Raw genomic sequence first — 1,338 nt, 5'->3', positions numbered from 1 at the left:
GGCCGAGGCGAGGGAGTTCGTGACCGCTGTCGCGGGCTCGGCCGCGGCGGCCGCGACAACGGTGCAGTACGTTCACTCGGGGCACGGCCGTATCGAGGTGGCCCTGTCCGCTCATGCCATCACCGCCGTCGGTTGGCTGGGCCGGCTTGCTGGAGAGAACCACGACCAGCACGCCATGGAGGAGGCTCAAGCCTGGCTGCAGCATCTGGACACAACCGGCCGTCACCCCAGTCTGGAGCGGGCGCGGCTCGTGGGCCTGGGCCTGGTCGGCATCTGGCGTCCGCTGTTGATCGGACTGGTGCCGGACGACCAAGTTCTCCACGAGGCCGCCGCGAACATCGTGTTGCACTGGCTGCCAGCACCGTATCCAGACGGGACGGCGGGAGACCATCCCGGAGTGGGACGGTGGATCAGCAACCGCTTGGCGTCGGGGAAGGTTACGGACCCGCAGGTGCGGGAGGTACTCTCCGCCCTCGTGACCGCGTTGGGGCAGCGACTGGGCGGCTACGTGCACGACCCGCTTCCACCGATCCCCGACCACGAGGGGCCGGTGTGATGGGCTTCTACTACCAGTCCGAATCCAGCGGGTCACCGCGACTGCCCGGATCCGACACAGTGCGATTGCGCGCCGCGCTGCTGAAACTCCTCACCGACGATCCGTTCGTCATGCGGTCCACGCCGGTATGGCTCGACGAACTCGAGCAAACCCTGCGCCGGCCCGTCCCCGTCACCGGCGCCGCGGGTCCGGAATCCCTGCGGGCCGTCGTCGACACCTGTCTGAGCGAGCCGTTCGGACTGCGGGCGCTGGAACACGCGGTGGCCACCGTGACCGGACATCCCGAGACAGCCCGCGCGCTGCCCCAACTCGCCGACGAATGGCAGGCCCTGGAACTACTGCCGGACGCCGACTGGGACATCCTGCGCGCGCTGTTGGGCGATCTCGAACCACCCGCGCTGTCGGCGCTGGGCCGCCGGGCAGCCGGCGGGCGCATCAACGGCCTGCCCGGCCACTGCACCACCGCTTGGTCAACGTTCCTGTATCTGCTGGGCCTGAACGTCCCCGCGTCCGGTCTGCCACCCGCGGCGGCGTTCCTACTGCTGATCGCGGGCGACGATCGGTTTCGCCGCGTACACGGCGAGCACGGCGCCCGGGCGCTGCACAGGTGGCTGAGCGACTGGGCGCGCGCGTGGTCGCTGGAGGAGGAACTCGCCCAGGCCCGCCACCTCGTGGAACACGAGGAAGGAGGACGTACCGAGCGGCTGCTGATGGTGCAGATCTCCCCCGACTTGCTTGATCCCGACAGGTACACACTGTCGAGGTGGACGGGCAGCTGCCGC

2 protein-coding genes are annotated in these 1,338 nt (G+C 69.7%); both read left to right on the top strand.

Annotation, left to right across the window (positions count from 1 at the left end):
- Window positions 1-556: hypothetical protein (locus tag ACWEBX_RS40855; RefSeq protein WP_451889742.1), on the top strand; the 556-nt coding region annotated here is incomplete at its 5' end.
- The coding region (locus ACWEBX_RS40850; protein WP_451889741.1) for an effector-associated domain 2-containing protein at window positions 556-1,338 on the top strand (783 nt) is incomplete at its 3' end. The genes ACWEBX_RS40855 and ACWEBX_RS40850, both read left to right, overlap by 1 nt.

The organism is Streptomyces sp. NPDC005070, assembly GCF_053600395.1.
The sequence above is the reverse complement of the archived record's forward strand: the minus strand, read 5'-3'. Positions and strand labels throughout refer to the sequence as shown.